18 protein-coding genes are annotated in these 20,243 nt (G+C 32.9%); 7 read left to right on the plus strand and 11 right to left on the minus strand.

The window, feature by feature from the left end; genetic code table 11:
- Window positions 1-63: 63 nt before the first annotated feature.
- From pbp4 to KA833_RS02100, 3 genes are all read right to left on the minus strand, one after another.
- Window positions 64-1,263, minus strand: a complete 1,200-nt coding sequence (gene pbp4, locus KA833_RS02090) for a penicillin-binding protein PBP4 (protein ID WP_040030581.1) — start codon at window positions 1,261-1,263, stop codon at window positions 64-66.
- Window positions 1,264-1,323: 60 nt separating this feature from the next.
- On the minus strand, window positions 1,324-2,004 hold the full coding sequence (locus tag KA833_RS02095; protein ID WP_046206916.1) for a M15 family metallopeptidase: 681 nt from the start codon (window positions 2,002-2,004) through the stop codon (window positions 1,324-1,326).
- Between the two features lie 301 nt (window positions 2,005-2,305).
- A complete protein-coding gene (locus tag KA833_RS02100; protein ID WP_210128270.1) occupies window positions 2,306-3,802 on the minus strand; it encodes a glycosyltransferase in 1,497 nt (498 codons plus the stop codon).
- Window positions 3,803-4,091: 289 nt separating this feature from the next.
- On the opposite strand from KA833_RS02100, the gene panB reads away from it, so the two are divergent.
- Both panB and panC read left to right on the plus strand, forming a co-directional pair.
- Window positions 4,092-4,904: a 3-methyl-2-oxobutanoate hydroxymethyltransferase gene (gene panB, locus KA833_RS02105; protein ID WP_204179812.1), complete on the plus strand. Its 813-nt coding sequence runs from the start codon at window positions 4,092-4,094 to the stop codon at window positions 4,902-4,904.
- Window positions 4,901-5,749: a pantoate--beta-alanine ligase gene (panC, locus tag KA833_RS02110; protein WP_210123909.1), complete on the plus strand. Its 849-nt coding sequence runs from the start codon at window positions 4,901-4,903 to the stop codon at window positions 5,747-5,749. The genes panB and panC overlap by 4 nt, the downstream gene beginning before the upstream one ends.
- An 85-nt stretch (window positions 5,750-5,834) precedes the next feature.
- On the opposite strand, the gene ptsG is transcribed toward panC, so the two are convergent.
- The 3 genes from ptsG to KA833_RS02125 form a co-directional block, all read right to left on the minus strand.
- Window positions 5,835-7,850 (minus strand): glucose-specific PTS transporter subunit IIBC, encoded by a 2,016-nt coding sequence (gene ptsG / locus KA833_RS02115; RefSeq protein WP_070658132.1) that lies wholly within the window; start codon window positions 7,848-7,850, stop codon window positions 5,835-5,837.
- 180 nt (window positions 7,851-8,030) lie between these two features.
- Window positions 8,031-8,867: a glucose PTS transporter transcription antiterminator GlcT gene (glcT, locus tag KA833_RS02120; RefSeq protein WP_064209921.1), complete on the minus strand. Its 837-nt coding sequence runs from the start codon at window positions 8,865-8,867 to the stop codon at window positions 8,031-8,033.
- 213 nt (window positions 8,868-9,080) lie between these two features.
- Entirely contained in the window at window positions 9,081-10,040 is a 960-nt protein-coding gene (locus KA833_RS02125; protein WP_210128269.1) for a cation diffusion facilitator family transporter, read from the minus strand.
- A 201-nt stretch (window positions 10,041-10,241) separates the two neighbouring features.
- Here KA833_RS02125 and KA833_RS02130 point away from each other — a divergent pair, with 201 nt between their 5' ends.
- Window positions 10,242-11,018, plus strand: a complete 777-nt coding sequence (locus KA833_RS02130) for a 3-hydroxybutyrate dehydrogenase (RefSeq protein ID WP_145381065.1) — start codon at window positions 10,242-10,244, stop codon at window positions 11,016-11,018.
- A 343-nt stretch (window positions 11,019-11,361) separates the two neighbouring features.
- Window positions 11,362-12,780: an anion permease gene (locus KA833_RS02135; protein WP_046206908.1), complete on the plus strand. Its 1,419-nt coding sequence runs from the start codon at window positions 11,362-11,364 to the stop codon at window positions 12,778-12,780.
- Between the two features lie 96 nt (window positions 12,781-12,876).
- Here the strand turns inward: KA833_RS02135 and KA833_RS02140 are convergent, their stop codons facing one another.
- Window positions 12,877-14,004, minus strand: a complete 1,128-nt coding sequence (locus KA833_RS02140) for a zinc-dependent alcohol dehydrogenase family protein (protein WP_192947813.1) — start codon at window positions 14,002-14,004, stop codon at window positions 12,877-12,879.
- A gap of 15 nt (window positions 14,005-14,019) precedes the next feature.
- Window positions 14,020-14,868: an AhlS family quorum-quenching N-acyl homoserine lactonase gene (gene ahlS, locus KA833_RS02145; protein WP_210128268.1), complete on the minus strand. Its 849-nt coding sequence runs from the start codon at window positions 14,866-14,868 to the stop codon at window positions 14,020-14,022.
- A 277-nt stretch (window positions 14,869-15,145) separates the two neighbouring features.
- Between ahlS and KA833_RS02150 the strand changes: the two genes are divergently transcribed.
- From KA833_RS02150 to KA833_RS13965, 3 genes are all read left to right on the plus strand, one after another.
- Window positions 15,146-16,099, plus strand: coding sequence for an NAD(P)-dependent oxidoreductase (locus KA833_RS02150; RefSeq protein ID WP_210128267.1), 954 nt, complete (start codon window positions 15,146-15,148; stop codon window positions 16,097-16,099).
- Window positions 16,100-16,113: 14 nt separating this feature from the next.
- The gene (locus tag KA833_RS02155; RefSeq protein ID WP_210128266.1) at window positions 16,114-16,479 is read left to right on the plus strand and encodes a cupin domain-containing protein; all 366 of its coding nucleotides are present in this window, start codon (window positions 16,114-16,116) and stop codon (window positions 16,477-16,479) included.
- 344 nt (window positions 16,480-16,823) lie between these two features.
- Complete coding sequence (locus KA833_RS13965) at window positions 16,824-16,916, plus strand: type I toxin-antitoxin system Fst family toxin (protein ID WP_107360142.1); 93 nt, start codon at window positions 16,824-16,826, stop codon at window positions 16,914-16,916.
- Between the two features lie 188 nt (window positions 16,917-17,104).
- Here the strand turns inward: KA833_RS13965 and KA833_RS02165 are convergent, their stop codons facing one another.
- The 3 genes from KA833_RS02165 to KA833_RS02175 form a co-directional block, all read right to left on the minus strand.
- A complete protein-coding gene (locus KA833_RS02165; protein ID WP_070038784.1) occupies window positions 17,105-17,887 on the minus strand; it encodes a hypothetical protein in 783 nt (260 codons plus the stop codon).
- Window positions 17,888-18,001: 114 nt separating this feature from the next.
- Entirely contained in the window at window positions 18,002-18,808 is an 807-nt protein-coding gene (gene yidC, locus KA833_RS02170) for a membrane protein insertase YidC (protein WP_348634288.1), read from the minus strand.
- The gene (locus KA833_RS02175; RefSeq protein WP_210128264.1) at window positions 18,808-19,911 is read right to left on the minus strand and encodes a helix-turn-helix domain-containing protein; all 1,104 of its coding nucleotides are present in this window, start codon (window positions 19,909-19,911) and stop codon (window positions 18,808-18,810) included. The genes yidC and KA833_RS02175 overlap by 1 nt, the downstream gene beginning before the upstream one ends.
- Window positions 19,912-20,243: the final 332 nt, after the last annotated feature.

Below are 20,243 nucleotides of genomic sequence, written 5' to 3' on the forward strand. Positions count from 1 at the left end.
ACACACGTCACACAATCGTGGTATCAGCAGATAAATTGAATGATTTAATTAGAAATATACAGATTATATTTGGGACATTTTATGCGCATCTTTGCTAAACAAATTTTTGAAAAATGCAGTAAATTTATTGTCTTCTTTTTTAACTGTAGCATCTACTTGGGGGGCATGCGAACCTTTCATAAATTGACGCTTATATGCCACATATACCTTGCCTTCTTTATTCACATTAAACTTTAAATGATCCATTTTTTTAGGAACTACATCATATAAATCCTGCTTAACTTGGTACGTTTTTCCGTTAATTTCATGTTCGCCTTCACTTAATACTTTTCGGTATTCATATTTTTTAAATTGTTTATTAATAAGCGCATTGGCAATTTTATGGCGTTCATTTTTAGCTTTCATACTTGGATATGGCTTCACGTTGAGAATCGCTTCATTGAGACGTAAACCATTGCGTTTACCTGTTAACGCTAAACTATAACCTTCATCGCTTGTTCCAGTTTTCAATCCATCTGCACCTTTTAATTCAAATCGTTGTCCCTTTAGAGAAAGATTTTTTGTTTTTAAATTTGTTCCAAATTGTTTATCTGTCGTTTTAGAACTATATTTTAATATTTTAGGATGATCTTTTAATAAATGTTGCATTAGAATGGTCATATCATCTGCAGTAGTTTGTGTTTTACGTTCTTTTTGATATTGCTTGGGTGCATATTGTTGCAAAAGATGGTTGTCAGCACCTGTAGGATTCACAAAACGCGTATGATTCATACCGAGTTTTTTTGCCTTGTGGTTCATTTCATCTGTAAATTTTGATGTTGAACCACTCACCTTTTCCCCTAGAATCAGTGTCGCTGCATTGCTCGACTCTAAAGTAATTTGTCTAAGAAATTGATTGATAGAGTATGACTTTCCTCTCTCTAAAGGAACACTAGCCAAATCAGGTAATACAGACATTTTTTCATAATCAGAAGTGATTTTTATTTTGTCTGTAGGTTTTATATCTCCGTTTTCAATTGCATCTAATGTCAAATACATCGTCATCATTTTAGTCAACGAAGCCGGATCCGTTACTTTTTCAGCTTTATCTTGATATAAAATTTGACCTGTTTGTGCTGTCACACTAACACTTTCTGGTTTATATTGTGTACTTTGCTTAGAACTCGGTGATTTTTCTGTTTCAGCAGTTATTGTCGTTGTTGGTGCAATAACAGTTAAAGTGAGCAACCAACTTAGCATCACCACACTTAATTTCTTAAACAATGATGACCATTCCTCTCTAAAAATTTATATTAACTAATCAAGCACATTTCGAATTTGACCTTATTTTTTGGGATATAGATCTAAGTACTCTTCTAATGTTTCATTACTTTTATATAATTTTTTAGCTGTATCTTTTCCAACATACCTGATATGCCACGGTTCATATTGGTATCCCGTAATATGTGTTTTATTCTTGGGATATCTGATGATAAAACCGTACTTGTAAGCATTGTCTTTGAGCCACTGACCTTCCTCGGTCTTACCAAAAGAAGTTTTAAAGTTGGTGTCTGTATTCTCAGAAACAATGTCGTATGTCAATCCAGTTTGATGTTCAGAATGTCCTGGTTTCGCACTATATTTATTGGCTGCTTTTTCTCCATCTCTTTGAACATATTGGTCAAATAACTGTTCTTGACTTTGATAACTTCTGAAACCACTAGCGTTTGATAATTGAAATCCTTGTTTATTACCATCATTTAAAAGTTTCTGTAATGCATGACGTGCTTTTTTATTTTCTCCAGGGTTAAAATGTTCTGGTAACGAAATATCTTTGTTCACAATTAAAATATCATCAATATACGTTACACCATGCTTCACTTCTTTGTGATGCTTATTTTCACTATTGCTACTTTGCTGTTTTTCATGATTTTTACTGTCTTTATGCTCAGCTTCATTTTCTTGAGCAGAACATCCAACTAAGACTAAACACAACATGATAATCAATAATTTAAATTTATTCATTGTTACTCCTTTTTAAAAAGTATAATCAAAACAAATATTGACGAACAATAAAATAGTTTAAAAAACAATTGCAATTAACATTAATATAACACGCTGTATATAAGAGACAAGTATTTTATTCAATTTATTAATATTTTAAATCACAACGACCAACCTTCAAATGGATAATAACAAAATAAAAACAGTGACACTGCTTTGATTAAGCAATGACAACTGTTTTTTCGTATATGTTTTATTTTGTAAAATATGCAGCAGAAACATACTGATTAATATATGATAAAGAGAGACAGAAAAAATTTTATTATTTAGTATACCCGATGTCTTGAAATAGTTTTTTATAATTTTCTACAGCTTTATCATGACTAAGTTCGGGTCTAGTCTGTACGTTATTAAATGGCTCATCGATGATTTTAGCCATACAGTCAGCAAACGCTTTAATATTATCTGGCTCAACGAGATAACCATTCACACCATGATTTATAATCTCTGACGGTCCATATCTCACATCATAAGCAATTACTGGACAACCAACTTCGATACTCTCCATGACAGTTAAACCAAATCCTTCAAATTTACTTGTTAAAAGTGAGGCTTTTGATTGTTGAAATTCTCTCAAAGGATTATTCGTAAAAGCGTTGATTTCTACTTGATCCTGAATGCCAAACTGCTCAATTAAATCCAACAACACTTTTTTCTGTCCATCTTCATCCATACCAAATATGGATAATTTCGTATCATAGCCATAATCTAAAAATTGCTTATACGCTTTAATTAAATGGTCTACTTGTTTTTGAAAACCTAATCTACCTATAAAAACAAAGCGATCTAACTTATTTTCGTTTGCAAGTGATTTATAAGTTTTAATCGAATGTGGTATTACTGATAATTGTCTTTCATCTAGTGATACTTGGCTAAAAATATCTTCTTTTTGCTTTTCAGTTAATATTAAATATTTTTCTACTTTTTCAGAATGATTGAGTGCAAATTTATATGAACCTTTCATTTGTTGTCCATTCAAATGACTATTATGAAAAACTAAAATATTTTTAGTCGCATGGGTTTGATTTAATAATGGTTCATCTAAAAGTCTAGCATCATTAAATACCACATCATCCTCACTGAACCGATGGTCGAAATAATATTTAAATAATGCTTTTTCACTATTAAAGGATAAGTAAGGTCTATCATCTTTATAAAGTTGGATATAATCTAAACTTTCTCGCTCTGTATTAAAAAATTTTTTACAGTATATAGCTCCGTATGTATCAAAATAAACTTCACATAATTTTGAAAAAGGTTTATGCGTGTAATAAATCTTTCTATGCAATTGACCAAATTCATTATATTCCCAACGTTCTAACCGTTTTTTACTAATAGATGACATAAAATCTTCAAGTTGAACTATATTGCTATTGTCATAATATTTTCTGTACAATACATAATTATTATTTTTGTAATATCTCATAACATTTCCATCTTTAAAACTTTTGCTTTCCAACCCTTCGAGTTCCCGGTCCATCGTTTGATACTTTGGTTGCTTTTTAAATTTAGTCTTTGGCGTTTCTAAAAGTTTGAAACCACTCAGCCAATCATATAAATTTTCAAATTCTGTATGTTCTGTCACCTTTCCTTCATTTATAAACTTTTCATAAACAGATGGATAATTGGCATTATAATTCGTTGTTAAAATTTTACTTTTGATTCCCAATTCACTATCTATTAATTTTATTCGGCTTAGCAATGCTTTAGTTCTGCCTCCATGTACTGGTGGTAATGTGCTCGTTATTGTATAAATCATGATTTCCCCTCATTCTTATCCCTAAAATCTATTATTGATATCATTTGCTTTAATAAATTTTAAAACTAATAATTTATATTGTGATTTTACTTATTATTTACTATTTATTATAAACTAATATGTATTACACACCTAATATTATTTGCAATTTAGTCGATTTTCCTCGTAGAAAACATTTTAATTTATTTATCAAGTATAAAAAGATGTATTAAATTAATTTTATTTTTTGAATACATTCGTTAATATATGATTAAATATAAAAATATTGAGACAACGGAGTTGAGTTTAATTGTTAACATTAAAACATTTAATTGATATGAAACAGCACGCAAATAAAATTTCAATGGTTACAGCTTATGACTATCCTAGTGCAAAACAAGCAGAATCTGCACAAATCGATACCCTTTTAGTTGGTGATTCTTTAGGTATGACTGTCTTAGGTTATGAAAGTACAGTTCAAGTAACAATGTCAGATATGATCCATCACGCGAAAGCTGTGCGACGTGGTGCCCCTAATACATTTATGGTTGTTGATGTTCCTTTTGGCGCTGTTGGCATCAGCGAACACTCTGATTTAGAAAATGCTATAGATTTATACAAACAAACTAATGCAAATGCAATCAAAGTTGAAGGTGCACATTTAATTGATTTTATAAAAAATTGTAATCACATTGGTCTACCAGTCGTTTCACATTTAGGACTTACACCACAAAGCGTTGGTATTACTGGGTACAAGATGCAAGCCAATACAAAAGAAACAGCACAGCAACTCATAAATGATGCTTACGCTGTACAACAAGCTGGCGCCATTATGCTCGTTTTAGAAGCTGTTCCGAGTGATTTAGCTGCACAAATCACCAAAAATTTAGACATCCCAGTGATTGGTATAGGAGCAGGTAAGGATACTGATGGACAAGTATTGGTTTATCATGATGTGCTGAACTATGAAGTGCCACACCAAGCTAAATTCGTCAAGCAATATGGAGACTTTTCCAGCGGCATAGCAGCTTTAATGCAGTATCATAAAGAAGTCAAAAACGAAATATTTCCTGATGAATCACATACGTATAAAAAACAAATTATGGATGAGGTATCAGAATGACAACATTAATTACATCTATTCAAGAAATGAGTAAACTAAGTGCAAATTTAATAGAAAATAATCAGTCCATCGGCTTTGTTCCAACCATGGGTGCTTTACACGAAGGCCATTTGGAAATGATGTCACAATCCGTAATGGAAAATGATGTTACAATCATCAGCATTTTTGTAAATCCACTACAGTTTGGACCAAATGAAGATTTTGATGCATATCCTAGGAATATAGACCAAGATAAAATTAAAGCAGCATCGGTTGGTGTAGACTATATCTTTTATCCTGAAGCAGAAGAGATGTACCCTGAAGAACCTACGATAAAGTTAAATGCTGGTAGGCTCGCCACTGTTTTAGAAGGTGCACAACGTCCTGGCCATTTCAATGGTGTCATCACAGTTGTTAACAAGTTATTTAACATTATTCGCCCACAACGTGCGTATTTCGGCAAAAAAGATGCACAGCAACTAGCTATCGTCGAAAAAATGGTCATGGATTTTAATCATCCAATAGACATCATTGGTGTTAATACAGTACGTGAATCTGATGGTCTCGCTAAAAGTTCACGCAACGTTTATTTGACGCATACAGAACGACAAGAAGCGCCTGCACTATATAAAAGCTTACAGTTAGCAAACGAACAATATCTTCAAGGAGAGCGTGATAGTGCCAAATTAATAGACACAGCTAAAACATATATTGAACAGCATACATCCGGTAACATAGAAACGGTAGCTATATATAGTTATCCAGAATTAGAAGCAATCACACACATTAAAGGGAAAATTTTCATTTCACTAGCTGTAAAATTCAGCAAAGCACGTTTAATAGATAATATGATTATCGGAGATTAATTGATTGAATGATAAGATTAATACTGTTTTTCTACAAAAAACCTCTTAATTACACGATATTGTGAATTAAGAGGTTTTATATATATTATAATTTAATTAACACTTCTCCTGTGTCGACTGCACCGTCATGTGTTGTTTTAATCTCGTGTTCTCCAGAATTAGTTACGATAATCGGCGTAATGTCACTTTTTGCATGTGTTTTAATATAGTCTAAATCTACAGTCATAAGTGATTGACCTTTTACAATCGTGTCTCCAGAATCTACATGTACTGTAAAACCTTCTCCTTGCAATCCAACAGTTTCTAAACCAAAGTGTATTAACACTTCTACACCTGATTCAGATTTTAAACCTATCGCATGTTTGGTAGGGAAGACTAACTCTACTGTGCCATCAAACGGTGCCACAACCTCTCCATTATCTGGATAAATCGCAAGACCATCACCCATTAATTTATCACTAAATACTTGGTCTGGTACTTCATCCAACGGTATTGTACGACCTTTAAGTGGTGCATAAATCGTTTCACCTTCAACTGTAACTGATTCATTCATCGCTTCACTTTCAATCGTTGTCTCTTCTGGTTTTGTGATATTACCAGCGATAATTTGTGCCATATCATGCTTAATTTGATCTGATTTCGGCCCAAAAATCGCCTGCATATTATTGCCTACTTCTAGTACGCCTGAAGCACCTAGTTGTTTCAAACTTTCAACATCTACTTGAGATTTTTCATTAACTTCTACTCTTAAACGTGTAATACATGCGTCAAGATGTTTAATATTTTCTTTTCCACCCATTGCATCTAAAACTTTAAATGGTAACTCACTTACTGATACAGAATTATTTTGCATTTCTTTATCTTCTCTACCAGGCGTTTTATAATTTAATTTTTTGATAATAAATCTAAATATAAAGTAATAAAGTATTGCATAGACTATGCCTACTGGAATAACAAGCCACCAAGCTGTCTTATTAGGTAAGATATTCAACAGTAAGAAATCAATAAATCCACCTGAGAAAGTATAGCCTAAATGTACATTCAATAAGTACATAATTAAGAAGCCAAAGCCGTCTAGCACTGCATGAATAAAGAACAAGAGCGGTGCTACAAATAAGAACGAAAATTCTAACGGTTCTGTTATACCTGTAAGAAATGATGTTAAGGCACCTGATAACATCAAACCACCAACCACTTTACGATTTTCTTTCTTTGCCGAATGATAAATTGCTAGAGCAGCAGCAGGTAGTCCAAACATCATTACCGGAAATTCCCCACCCATAAATTTACCAGCTGTCAGTGGTACGTTTTCAGTGATTTGAGCAATAAAAATTCGCTGGTCTCCATGAATAATTTGTCCAGCCGCATTTTTAAAACTTCCAAATTCAAACCAGAACGGTGCATGAAAAATATGATGTAAACCAAATGGTATTAACAAACGTTTAATAAAACCAAATAAGAATACGGCTATACCTGTATTAGATTCTAAGAGACCTTCACTGAATGCATTTAAACCATATTGAATGGTTGGCCAAATCCACGCCATCGGAAATGCAAGAATGAAAGAACACGTTGCCATCATAATCGGTACAAAGCGTTTACCAGCGAAAAACCCTAAATAACTTGGCAATGAAATATTATAGAATTTGTTATAACACCATGCAGCCAACGCCCCAATGATAATCCCTCCAAACACACCTGTCTGTAAGGTAGGTATGCCTAGTACATTTGCATAACCACTAGCAGCATCACTGACATTATCTGATGTAATACCTAAAAATGCACCCATGGTTTTATTCATAATCATAAACCCTACAAATGCAGCAATCGCAGCAACACCATCTCCGCCAGCTAAACCGATAGCCACGCCTAATGCAAAAATCATAGGTAAATTATCGAAAATGACAACCCCTGCGCCTTCCATCATTTGAGCAACATGTTGAAATCCATCTGCTTTAATAAATGGGAGATAAGATTGTAAAACGTCTCCTTGTAAAACTGTCCCAAAAGCTAATAACAAACCGGCTGCTGGTAGAATGGCCACAGGTAACATCAAAGCCTTACCTATACGTTGAAGCTGACCAAAAAATTTCTTCCACATAATATATCCTCCATTTTCAAGAAACTATGTAACGTTCATGTACAAAACATAATATATTATAAGTCCCTTTATTTTTCGTCAAAACAAGATCAAAGGCACAAAAAAAGGCATGAGTAAATAAACTGAGCTTTTGCTCTGTCTAAGTACTCATGCCTGATCGAATCAGTTACACGTGCTTATTTATTGTTGTGTTAAGTGGTTGATATGTAACGTTAAATAAATAACTTCTGCTTCGTATACCGTGACACCTAACTGTTTTTGCATCATTTTCATTATTTTGACAGCAACATTATAGCACAGCGGATAATGCGCTTTCAACATCTTTTCAAATTCAGTTTGCGACTTGATCGTTTCCCCTATACTCAGTCTTCTAATTAAAAATTGAATATGTCTAATAAATCTTTGATATTGTACAGACGTCGTATCAATAGATTGGTGTAAATCATGCTCCACAATTTGAATACATTTACTGATTAAATCATTAATTTTATTCATTTCGCTCATTGTTAGCTTTTCCATATTAGACGCAATATGTAATGCTATAAACCCAACCTCATCTTCTGGAAATTGAAGTGACAATACTGAATTGAGTTTATAGATAACTGAAGCAGCTATTTTATAAGCTTCAGGGTATAGATGTCTCGTTTCGATTGCAAAAGGGTTATTAATATATTGGTTTTGCATGAGTCGTTTATATGCAAATATAATGTGATCCGTTAACGCTACAATTAAGCGATTATCATCAATTTCTAAATCTGTATTAGTAATCATATTAATCGCTTCAATAATCGCTTGAATGACAGAATCATCGGCATGTTCAATAAGTGCTTTATAATGTTCTTGTTGCTTTTTCTGTTCTAGCGCATAAACTTTTTCTATCATTGTCTCATCATCTACAACCATCCCTGGTCTCTTATTGAACCCGATTCCTTTGCCAATAAGTACCACTTCACGCTCTTGATGCATACAAATAATAACATTATTGTTTAATGGTTTTGTAATTTGATATTGACCCATCATATACACCTTTCTAAGTTATTGCTTAAAATTATATAGTGTATTCCAATAAATTAAAACTAAGAAGATGTAGCTCTTTCAAATTAATCATATTTTATAAAAAAGATGGTGTTTTTCTCTATCGTGATAATGAAAGCTTATTTAAATTTTATATTTCTCTCTGTCTATATAATCATACATTCAACAAATTAAATTTCTACAAACACTGAATAGTTATGATTTCAAATTTTCATAATATGTCTTAGAATGACTATTGATGCTAAGGTTTTCAATTTGTAACGTTGTGTGCTTGATATTGTATTTATTTTCCAATAATTTAGAAACATTATTTATGACATTAAATGATTCATCCTCAGATGGAGCACTTAGTACAACATGGGCACTTAAAGAAAAGTGTTCCGTGGTTATACTCCACAAATGAAATTCATGAACATCATCAATCCCTTTTATACTTTTCATATCAGCAATTAATTTATCAATATCGAACTTTTCAGGCACAGCTTCCATCAATACAAACCAAGCATTTTTAGCAATTTTCCATCCACCACGTAATATGATTAAGGAAATGATGATACTGATGATTGGATCTATCATCTGCCATCCTGTTATGTGGATTAACACGACAGCAACAATAACACCGATTGAGTTTAATAAATCCCCCATGAAGTGCCATAATGCGCTTTGAACATTGATATTGTCTTCCTGTTTTAAAGAACGTACAAGCACGATTGTCAAAACGATATTAACGAATAAACCAATCGTGGCTATGATAACCATAACACCACTTTCAATTGGTTGTTGATAAATCATACGCTTAACTGCTTCATACAGTATCCATAATGAAATAATCATTAATGCTAAACCATTTAAAAAAGCAGCTAAGATTTCTAATCTCAGATAACCAAATGTAAAACGTGACGTAGGCTTTTTCGTTGCAAAATATATCGCAACCATAGACAAACTTAATGCGATAACATCACTTAACATATGAAACGAATCAGATAACAATGCTAAAGAATTTGAAAGTATGGCACCGACAAACTCTACTATGGTAAATATCAGTGTAATAATAAATGTTATCCACAGTGTTAATTTAGAGTTTTGTTGCTTTTTCCGATGATCAACGTGATGAAAATATTCTTTCCTACTCAATAACTTTAGCCTCCTATTCATTTTAACTACACTAAATTATACCTTCTTCCTAAAATGAATTATACTATTATTTTCTGTTAAAATATAATTATTATTGAATTGTTTGTCTTTCTATAATCGAACTCCCACAAAAAGAGCATATATAGCACAATTAAATCCTTTATTTTACTAATCCATTGAACAAATGTAAGCTAAATATGATATAAAAAGGGAGGCAAACATATGTTAAAAGACAAAATCGCAATTATTTCAGGTGCAGCGAGTGGCATTGGGTTGGAAATTGCTCAGGTGTTTTTAAATGAAGGTGCAAAAGTTGTATTTACCGATATTAATCAAGATGCATTAAATCGTACAGTTGAATCATTTAAATCAAACGGCTTTGATTGTATTGGTGTTACTGCGGATGTTTCTAATGAAAAAGATGTAGAAGCATTAGTGGATAAAACCGTAAAACAGTATGGACAAATTGATATTTTAATTAACAACGCAGGACTTCAAAACGTGGCAAATATTGAAGATTTTCCAACTGATAAATTCAAACAAATGATAGATATTATGCTAGTTGGTACTTTTATTATGACAAAGCATGTACTTCCGCTAATGAAGCAACAACAATACGGACGAATTTTAAACATGTCTTCTATCAACGGACTTGTAGGATTTTCTGGCAAATCTGCTTATAACAGTGCCAAACACGGCATCATCGGTCTAACAAAAGTTACAGCTTTAGAGGCAGCCGAAGATGGTGTGACAGTCAATGCGATCTGTCCTGGATACATTGATACACCACTCGTTCGAGGCCAAATGAATGACCTTGCCAAAACAAGAAATGTGAGTGTTGAACAAGTATTAGAAGACGTACTATTCCCATTAATTCCACAAAAACAACTTGTAAATATTCAAGAAGTTGCTGATTATGCTGTATTCATTGCTAGCGATAAAGCTCAAAGTGTCACTGGACAAGCAATCGTAATTGACGGCGGCTATACAGCACAATAATTTTTAACAATTACAAAGACGATTGCTTTATTTAAAATTTGTAAAGAAGTCGTCTTTTTATAATATATATGAGCATGAGCGCACAGTACGCGCAGACAAACCGAAGACTTCCCGAGTGTGTAAAACCCCATATTAGCCCTGTTCCCATGATCAATTTTCGTATAAGTACGTAAACTGATTTCTAGTTTTTCTAATATACCTCAAAACTTCGAATAATTTGATTCACAAAATGAATCATTCAGCATTTAATTGTCTATAACCTTTTTTTCTTTACATCTCTTTTTTATAAGTATAAATTGATAACTGTAGTAAGTAACCTGTATGGAAAGAAGGAAATTGTAGTATGCAAAACTCAATAAAGTACCGTAAATTCATTTTACCTTTAGTGATCGGTATACTTATTTGGCTGCTCACCCCTTTCAAACCAGATTCACTTAGTATACAAGCTTGGTATATGTTTGCTATTTTTGTGGCAACGATTATTGCTTGTATCACACAACCAATGCCTATTGGAGCTGTATCTATACTAGGTTTTACTGTCATGGTAATTACAGGCGTCTCTGATATAAAAAATGCCGTACAAGGTTTTGGCAATAATAGTATTTGGCTCATTGTCATAGCTTTTTTTATTTCAAGAGGCTTTGTGAAGACAGGCTTAGGACGACGTATCGCATTACAATTCGTTAATCTTTTTGGTAAAAAGACTTTGGGACTCGCGTACTCACTCGTAGGCGTAGATCTTATATTAGCACCGGCAACACCTAGTAATACTGCACGTGCAGGTGGTATTATGTTCCCAATTATTAAATCTTTATCTGAATCATTTGGCTCAGACCCAAAAAAAGGTACAGAAAGAAAAATGGGTGCTTTTCTAATTTTCACTGAATTTCAAGGTAATTTAATTACTGCTGCAATGTTTTTAACTGCGATGGCTGGTAATCCGCTCGCACAAAACCTTGCAGAAAGCACTGCGAATGTACATATAACATGGATGAACTGGTTCTTAGCTGCACTTGTGCCAGGCTTGATTTCTTTGATCATAGTACCGTTCATTATTTATAAAATATATCCACCCAGTATTAAAAAAACGCCAAATGCTAAAAACTGGGCACATAAAGAATTAATGAAAATGGGTAAAATATCCATTCCAGAAAAATTTATGATTGCTATTTTTATCATAGCACTCGCTTTATGGATTACTGGAAGTGTCATTCAAATAGATGCTACATTAACAGCATTTATTGCACTTTCACTCTTACTCATTACAGGCGTTTTAAATTGGAAAGATATTTTAAATGAAACTGGCGCCTGGAACACATTAATTTGGTTTTCAGTGCTTGTATTAATGGCTGATCAACTTAATAAACTGGGCTTTATCCCTTGGTTAAGTAAGTTAATTGCATCCAGCTTAGGTAATTTTAGTTGGCCAATCGTGCTCATATTATTAATTGTTTTCTATTTTTATTCACACTATCTTTTTGCAAGCGCAACGGCACATGTTAGTGCGATGTATGCTGCACTATTAGGAGTCGCTGTCGCCGCTGGTGCACCGCCATTATTCAGCGCTTTAATATTAGGTTTCTTCGGTAACCTATTAGCTTCAACAACACATTATAGTAGCGGTCCTGCACCGATACTATTTTCTGCTGATTATATAAGCCAAAAACGTTGGTGGACAATGAATTTTATTCTCGGTATTGTTTACTTTATCGTTTGGATTGGCATAGGATCAATTTGGATGAAAATGATTGGTATCATGTAATATGAACTCACAACGTTTTTCTATTATAAAAAGGTTAAGTTGTTTGTTGATTTTACGCGCAACTTAACCTTTGTTTTATATATTTTGAATTATTAATTAAGACATTTTGATAATAATTCTACCGGCATCGCCATTTGCTAATTGATCAAACCCTTTATTTATCTGATCTAATGAGATAATATCACTGATTAATGGATCAACATTGAGTCTGTTTTGACGATATAAACTCACGAATCTTGGTATATCACGATCAGGAACACAACTTCCAACATATGAACCTTTAATCGTCCTCTCTTCAGCAGCTAACGTTACTTGTGGAAATGAAAATTCTGCTTTTGGATCAGGTAAACCTGTGGTCACTGTTGAACCACCCCGTTTTGTTATCGCGTATGCTACTTGCATTGCAGGTACTACACCTGCTGTTTCAAACACGTATTCAGCGCCACCTGTTACATATGTTTTAACATCATCAATCACATTTTCATCACTTGAGTTAAACACTGCTGTTGCACCTAAAGTTTTAGCAATTTCAAATTTATCTTCGTTAATATCTAAAGCAATAATCTCATTAGCACCAGCCAGTCTCGCACCTATTATAGCATTGAGTCCAATGCCACCAAGACCCACTACCGCTACGTTACTCCCCGGTCTAATCTGAGCTGTATTTATAACAGCACCTATGCCTGTAATGACAGCACAACCAAACACTGCTGCTCTTTCATAAGGAATTTCTGGATCTATTTTAACTATTGAATTTTCTGAGACAACAGCATATTCTGAAAATCCAGAAACACCTAAATGATGATGTATGACATCTTTTTCTTTAGATAGGCGGAACCCACCTTCTATCATCTCACCTTTCTCATTGGAAGCTGCACCATTTTCACATAATGCTGGTCTTCCTTCACGACATGGTATACATTTGCCACAACTAGGGATAAAAGTACAGACAACGTGATCTCCAACTTCAAAATCACTAACACCTTCACCTAGTTCTATAATTTCACCTGCAGCTTCATGGCCAAGCGCCATAGGCATTGGTCTTGGACGACTCCCATTAATTACTGACAAATCAGAGTGACATAAACCCGCGGCATGAATTTTAATTAGCACTTCATTTTGTTTAGGGGCATCAAGGTTTAAAGTTTCTATTTTTAAAGGCTTCATTTTTTCATATGGCCCTTCAACACCCATTTCATATAATACTGCAGCTTTTGTTTTCATTGCTTCACACATCCTTTACTCATAATAACCATCCGTAGACTTTCTAAAAGATTCAAATTGGTTACCATCATGGCCAAACCAAATCTCTGCATTCTTTTCTTGAGCAAGGCGCTTAATATATTCCACTGAATTTGCCCAACCAACTGAATCATAAAGAATACCAGGTGGTTGTAATTTAGGTTCCATACTTTCTTGTGTGTAAATAGCATCAGAGGCTAAGATGAGTGTTCCTAACTCTTCAGTTTCAATTTCCAAACCAATCATTCCCCAGGCATGTCCACTACCAAAGTTAAGTACTTTCACACCATCTACAAGGTTTAGATGTGCTTGATCTCGCGCTATAGTTTGCCAACTCAAATCACTTTTAATCCAAGCATCGATATCACTCCAAATGTACGCACCTTCTTGTTGATTACGCGCATAGCACTTCATTGCACCACTGAATTCATCATCGTGAACAATTACAGTCGCATTAGTAAAATACTCTAAACAACCAGCATGATCAAGATGTAAATGGGAAGCTACAACTATATCCACATCTTTAGGATCGACACCTAATTGCTCTAATCTATTTGGTAAGTGACATGATTCATCAGAAAAATAAGGGAACGCTTTTTGTGTTGCATTAATCCATCGTCCTTCCTCGCCCATTGAATTCGGATTACAAGCAGTATCAAATAATATCTTAGCATCAGGATGATCTATAAAAACGGTATAAACAGGAAATTCATGTAGTTCATTTTCTTTATTTGGACTATCTAATGTCGCTTGGTTTGAATTTGCAATCATTAAATTTTTATCCATTTTCATTCGCCCATTATCCAACACATATATTTTCATACGGTCTTTTTTTATATTCACCATACCAATCACCTCTTAGTATAATATTACACTAAAATGTAAGGGTTTTCCATAAATATACTAATACTTGCACTCAACACTTATATAAAAATGAATTATTATATTTTCACTTGAAATTCAATCAACTTTCGACACTTTTCTACGTACAAATGCAGTTTGTCCATATCACACAAAACACACAATACACTTTGGCACTTTTTACATACCCAAAACACTAAATAATGTTAAACTTAAATTAAGTATTGTGAATATTTTCACATAATAGGAGGAGACGATTTTTATGAAGAAGATTTTTATCGCAGGTGCTATCCCAGAAGCTGGGCTTAAACAACTTGAACAACATTTTGACGTAGATATGTACACTGGTGAAACGCTAATTTCCGAAGCATTATTAATAGAAAAAATTAAAGATGTAGATGCATTAATCACTTTATTATCTACTAACGTGAGCCGAAAAGTTATTGAAACTGCACCAAAATTAAAAATCATAGCTAACTATGGTGCTGGTTTTAATAATATTGACATAGAAGCTGCGCGTGAACACGATATCAATGTGACAAACACACCCATTGCTTCAACCAATTCAACTGCAGAGTTAACAATGGGTATTTTACTTGCTGTTGCAAGACGTATTCCTGAAGGAGATCAACTTTGCCGTAATGAAGGATTTAACGGTTGGTCACCGTTATTCTTTAGAGGACGTGAAGTATCTGGTAAAACAATTGGTATTATTGGATTAGGTGAAATTGGTACTGCCGTTGCAAGACGTGCTAAAGGTTTTGATATGAATGTGCTTTATTCAGGTCCTAAACGTTATGAAGATAAAGAAGCTGAATTAAATGCAGAATATGTTTCACAAGACGAACTTTTAAAACGTTCAGACTTTGTAACTTTAAACTGTGCATATAATGAAAAGTTAAAGCACATGATTGACTATAATGCGATCAAAAAAATGAAACCAACTTCATATTTAATCAACGCATCAAGAGGTCCAATTGTTTATGAAGAAGAATTAGTAAAAGCCCTAGAAGAAGGTATTATTGAAGGTGCAGCACTTGATGTGTTTGAGTTTGAACCGAAAATTACTGAAGCACTGAAATCAATGAAAAACGTAGTTATCACACCACATATTGGCAATGCAACATTTGAAGCAAGAGACATGATGGCTGATATTGCAGCATCTAACGTAGTTAAGCAACTGAGCGGTGAACAACCAAACTATATTGTAAACTGACAGGAGTGAGAAATATGTCACAAACATCCAATCGCTTTTTTAAAATAAATGAGTTACAACATTTTTCTGACGATGCAGCGAAAAAAACCATATTTTATGAAACGCGACATTCAGCTGGTGCGGTTTGGTGTCTTAAACCAGGACAATCATTACCTTGTCACACACATAAAGATGCAGATGATGTTTGGATTGTACTACAAGGCGAAGGCACATTTTTCACAAATGATAATGAACAAAAACCCATTAATGCCGGAGATATATTCGTTTCATTCCCAGGAGATGCGCACGGCATGACTAACACCGGTGATGAAGACTTTGTCATGTTAGGTTTTGCTACACCAATGCCATTAGACTTCAACCCATATGACTGTGCACAATAAGTGCGACATATTTTAATTTTTATAAAAAGAAAACCACCTGTTTCACGGGTGGTTTTCTTTTGGGCTATAAGTCTGCTTTAGTGGCTAGGGCTCTTAAGTGGTATTTGACTTACTTTAATAACACTTATATGCACCCTTATATTCTTTAACACTTGATTTATGTATTTTTATCATGTTTTTTCTTGCTCTTGTATATATATTTCTGTTATTGCTTCATTTATCCCCTATTTTACTAACATCATTCAACTTGTGGGAAGTAGATGTGCTTACATATTTACCAATGATATAATAATGAAGTCGCCTTAACTTCCGGCGATGTTTTCGACGGAAGGAGGTGAGTGTCTGTGGACTTTTTATTCGTAACGGTAATTGCACCTGTGATAACCGGATGTATTGTAGCTTGGTTTACCTATCGGTTAAACCAACGCAATAAATAGGCGACTATCCATATCACATAAAGAGCCCCAACCTACGGCAATAGGTTGGGGCTCGGTGTATATCTACGGACTTTCTATTCGTTATTTATATTATAACATCATAGTGAGTAGGAATGCAAAATGCTTTAAATGCGATACACTATCGATGTGCAAATATACACTCTTTTAATAAAATAAATGTTTCACTATTAATCCTTTTGTTTATTTATCATGACTTGAATGTATAGAGCAATCCAAAGTTCGTTAGGGTAAGGTATAACTGATTCAGTTGAACCAATTGCTATATTGTGACTTTCTCCTCTCCGTCGAGTTACTATATTTTTACCTAAATCAAAAAATGAACGTTGCGCTGCTAATATTTCATTGTTTTCTTTTCCTGTTATCATTGTTTTAGTTGAAAAATAAGGATTATTAAAATTATATGTGTCGTTACTGTCTGAAAAAACATAAGGAGTTTGTTGTTTTATTCCTCCTTTTAACAATTTTATCATCTGTAACATCCCCACTTCTTTTCCATCAACAAAGACACTATAATGTGGCCTTAAAGACCATAATTTAATTCTTTTTAACATAATATTATGATCTAGTGATGTAAGTTTAACACCATAAACAGGGAAAATATCAAATACACTTAGCCATTTTTGAAGATTATTATTAAAATATGGAGTCCATATCGTATCGCTCATACCATGAACTTTGATATGTATACCATCGAATATGTACAATGGGGCTTGATAAAAATATTCATTCTTTCTTAAGTTAGGACTTTTTTCATATAACGTAAGTTCTCTTTTATATTTTCGTTTAGAGTAACGTCTTATCATAATAGTTCCCAATAAAACAATAATGCTCGCCACCCAAAAAATAACTAATATCCATGGGGAAATGGAGTTATTAAAAAATCCCACCATGCTACCAATCATAAATATTGTTACTAAAATTGTTTCAACGAATAATACTAAGACAGGCAACTTTATAACTCCTTTCAAAAATATTGAATTTTTTTCCTTAATGCAATATAACATAGTATAGTTTTGTTAGTTCAATAAGTATCGCTTGAAAGCTAACTATATTTAGTTAACATGCTAATTATTTTCAATTTTTCTTTTCAATTGATTAGCCTCTTTTGTAGCTAAATTCGAATAATACTTATTTGAAAAGAACATTTGAATAATCAAAAATGCAGCATTAATCGTCCAATATAGCCCTAAAGCCGAAGCTGAGGTGATTGAAATATATATGATGAATATAGGAGAAATAATTGCCATGATATAACCCATTGAACGTTGTTCTTTAGGCATATTTTCCATATTTATTAAGGGTTGTATAATGTACAAAATACCAGCAATTATAGTAATCCAAATATCAGGCTGTGTTAAATTAAACCAAAGAAAATCAGTATGTTCAGTTAAACCACCACTCGAAGGCCATTTTAATGAAACGTACAGTCCAAATAAAATAGGCATTTGTATAAGTAATGGCAAGCATCCTAACATTGTCTTCATAGGATTCATATTGTATTCTTTATATTTGTTCATCATTTCTTGATTCGCTACCATTTTTTCTTCTTGCGTATTCGCTTCCTTTATTTTCTCTTGTATCTTAGTTAATTCAGGTTTCACGATTTCCATTTTCTTACGCATCAAATGTCCATTTTTAGATTGAGCTAACATGAAGGGTAGCATGATAATTCTAACGATTAACACGATTGCAATGATTGCTAATCCATAATTGTTATCAAATATAGAGCCTAACCAGTGTAAAAGATGATCCATGGATACTGCAAAAGTATTATAGAAAAAGCCATTTCTATTTTCTGACTTTGAATAATCACAAGCTGAAAGCAAAGTGAAACTTAATAATAGTAATGCTATTAGCTTTTTTCTATGTATCAATTATTTTTCATTCCTTTGTTATATATTCTGTGTACATCTTCTTCTATAGATTTAAAGTTATCCAAAGTCATAAAATCCTCATTTTCTAAAATCCTAGAACTTGCTGTATTCAAAGTGTTTTCATAATTTGCTGGTAAGCGATTCTCTAATGGTAAAGTATTTAGCCACTCATCGATTTCATTAAAAAATTCATCTTTTTGATACACAAAATCTTGGGTCAAATAATCAAAGCATTGGCAATACTGCTTCAAATATTGAATGGCTTTATTATCATCATTTTTAACGTAATATAATGCAAATTTATAATAGCAATTCATACTTAAGTATGGGTACAAATAATCCACATTAAAAGCTTTATTTATATAATGAAGCTTAGATTCTAAATATTCTATTGGAATAGAATATAAGTCATAAGTAAGCATTAAAGCAAAGTCATGCATATAAATCATGAGAGATTGGTACATATCTGTCTGAATTACATTTTTTGCTTTTGAAATATTACCTTTTTGTAAATAAGCTAAAGTTAAAGTAGCATTTTCACCAATTTTTAAATCAAAATCAGGTGTATTATCTATAACTGATGAATAGTCACCTTCAAACATATACATTAATATTTGGTATCCTTGTGCATGTCTTTTCAAATATATAGATTCCGAGTTGTCCTCTGTCGTTTTAATTATTTCATGTGCCAATTTTGTTGTTTCTTTAACTTGTGTCTCGTTCTCACAATATAAAATATTATTTGCTAAAATCCCTAACAATGAGTTGAGAAACTTAAATTCATTACAATGACTAATATAGTAATCACGTACAGTTGATACATATTCTTCATAACTAGTTTTATTGATTATCTTAGATAATGATATAGATACTTCCTTAATTTCTTCATCTGTCATAGTAATACTATAGTTGAGCAGGTCATCCACTGAAATATTAAACACTTTTGCTAGTTTTGGTAACATTGTAATATCAGGATACAGTGTGGCGTTTTCCCACTTAGAAATAGTTGTTTTTGTTGTATTGAGATATTCAGCTAGTGCTTCTTGAGTCATTCCACGCCTTAAACGTTCTTGTTTGATTGTTTTAGATATTTGAATCATACATAACACCTCTTATATTTAATGTTACTAAAAAATTTAAATAAGGTATATTTCTTATATATCAACATATAGAAACAAAGTTTCCATATGAGAAACTATAGAATGCTAAAAACCATCACTTATAAAAAGAGATGGATAAAAGAATTAATCTATCATCAAGTTTCATCCATAAAAGGGCGCATTAAATGATATGAGTAAATTAAAAAATTTAATTGTCCATTTCACTTGATATTACAATAGATAAAATAGTCAAAAAGTAGAGTAGTATATACAGTAAATGATAATGAAATGTTAGAGGTATCGTATAGATACCTTTTCAAAGAAAAGCGCCC

It is taken from the genome of Staphylococcus sp. GDY8P67P (assembly GCF_017892545.1).
In the GTDB taxonomy this organism is placed as follows: Bacteria; Bacillota; Bacilli; order Staphylococcales; family Staphylococcaceae; genus Staphylococcus; species Staphylococcus ureilyticus.